The organism is Enterobacter sp. UNJFSC 003 (assembly GCF_036903355.1).
GTDB lineage: Bacteria > Pseudomonadota > Gammaproteobacteria > Enterobacterales > Enterobacteriaceae > Enterobacter.
Genome location: NZ_JBAKHK010000372.1, coordinates 1 through 232 on the forward strand (window position 1 = coordinate 1; position 232 = coordinate 232).

Genomic DNA, 232 nt, shown 5'->3' on the forward strand with positions numbered 1-232 from the left:
GGGTTATCCCTTCTATCGCAATGACTTCAACATGCGTACCTGCACCGAGATCCTCGCTGGCGCTGACAGGCCATGAACTGTCACCGACGCGCATATGACCGCGCCCGTTGACCAGCGGAGATTCCAGCACAAAACGTCGGCCAATCAGCTGCTGCCCGCGCTGGTTTAAATGACTATCGCTGTGCTTTTGTTCGCGCACCCGCCGCGACAACCATTTCCACCACAGCCAGGC

1 protein-coding gene is annotated in these 232 nt (G+C 58.2%); it reads right to left on the minus strand.

Annotated features, from left to right (window positions below; all coding sequences use genetic code 11):
* Positions 1-232 (minus strand): NfeD family protein (locus tag V5P19_RS24605; protein ID WP_334408124.1); only part of this gene is annotated, 232 nt, incomplete at both ends.